The sequence below is a fragment of the Brevundimonas sp. UBA7838 genome, from assembly GCF_002500885.1.
Lineage (GTDB): Bacteria > Pseudomonadota > Alphaproteobacteria > Caulobacterales > Caulobacteraceae > Brevundimonas > Brevundimonas vesicularis_C.
In genome coordinates this window covers 1-326 of record NZ_DLTK01000058.1, presented here as the reverse complement: position 1 = coordinate 326, position 326 = coordinate 1, and the positions used below count along the sequence as shown (strand labels likewise).

Sequence of the window (326 nt, the reverse complement as noted above, 5' to 3'; positions counted from 1 at the left end):
TCTCCCGCAAGGGGAGAAGGATTGATGGTCAGAGCTCATCCAGCGTCTTCTCCCACTCCTCCATCGTCACGATCCCGCGCCACGTGCCGAGGTAGAGGTCGATGCCCTGGGAGATGCGGCGGTCTTGTTCGCGTTCGATGACGGGGTCGAGGCCGGCGGCGCGGAGCTGGTCCTCGAGCGCGGCGATGCGGCGGTCCAGCTGGACGCGGCGGGCCAGTTGGGCCTCGCTCCATTCATCGTTGGCGCGGGTCAGCTTCTCCTTGGCTTTCCAGTACTGGCCGCGCAGTTCCCAGTCGCTCTTGTCGCTGGTGTTCATGGCGAAGCGG

The 326-nt window shown here is 66.0% G+C and carries 1 protein-coding gene; it reads right to left on the bottom strand.

Annotated elements, in window-relative coordinates:
- Positions 1 to 28 precede the first annotated feature (28 nt).
- Positions 29 to 326 (bottom strand): hypothetical protein (locus tag B3T77_RS04330; protein WP_292077574.1); only part of this gene is annotated, 298 nt, incomplete at its 5' end.